Below are 1,062 nucleotides of genomic sequence, written 5' to 3' on the forward strand. Positions count from 1 at the left end.
ATGAAGGAGACCGAGAAGATCGAGATCATGCACTTCGACCAGGAGGGCTACCTCGAGGACGGCAGGAACGTCTACGAGGCGGGCAAGAAGATGACCGCGCTGGCCGACCGCGTGCACAAGGAGGGCTACGACGCCGTCTTCCTGATGGGCGTCGGCGGCACCTGGGACGAGTTCATGCAGCTCGAGTACCTCATGAACAAGTTCGGCGACCGCGACCTCGAGGTCTACCTGATCCACGCCGCCGAGTGGAACGTCATGGGCCACAAGCGCATGACCGACAAGTCCGTCGTGCTGACCGCCTCCGAGTCCGGCACCACCCCCGAGGTGCTCGAGGCCATCGGCAAGATGAAGGAGATGGGCGTGCGCGTCTACGCCATGACCAACCCCGAGGGCAAGATCGGCCGGGCCGTGGGCGCCGAGAACTGCGTCATGATGGCCTCCGACCACGGCGCCGGCGGCTGCGAGAAGGGCTACTACCTCGCCGACTGCTTCGGCCTGCGCCTGCTCAACCGCCGCGGCTGCTTCCCCAAGTTCGACCTGTTCATCGAGCAGACGAAGGACGTCTGGAAGGACATGCTCGACATCCGCAAGCGCTTCGAGCCGCGCGCCGAGGAGCTCGCGAAGAAGTACGCGCTGGCCGACTACACCATGTTCATCGGCTCGGGCGCGCTGTGGGGCGAGACCATCCTGTACTCCATGTGCCTGCTCGAGGAGATGCAGTGGAAGCGCATCCGCCACATCACCTCGCACGACTTCTTCCACGGCACGCTCGAGCTGCTCGAGCCCGGCGTCCCGGTGTTCCTGTTCATGGGCGAGGACGAGTGCCGCGCCCTCGACGAGCGCGTCCGCGCCTTCCTCACCAGCGGCGTGACCGGCGACGAGGACTACGTCATCATCGACACCGCCGAGTACGCGATCCCGGGCCTGGACGACGACTTCCGCGTCATCGTGTCCCCCTGGATCCTGTCCGTGCTGACCACCGACCGCCTCTCGCGCAACTACGAGCTGGTCACCAAGCACAACCTCAAGTACCGCCGCTACTACCACCAGTTCGACTACTAA

The 1,062-nt window shown here is 65.0% G+C and carries 1 protein-coding gene; it reads left to right on the forward strand.

Translation table 11 applies throughout. The annotated features are described in order from the left end of the window. The coding region (locus DWX63_RS11055; RefSeq protein WP_117843733.1) for an SIS domain-containing protein at nt 1-1,062 on the forward strand (1,062 nt) is incomplete at its 5' end.

The sequence above is a fragment of the Collinsella sp. AF20-14LB genome, from assembly GCF_003459505.1.
Taxonomy (GTDB): Bacteria; Actinomycetota; Coriobacteriia; order Coriobacteriales; family Coriobacteriaceae; genus Collinsella.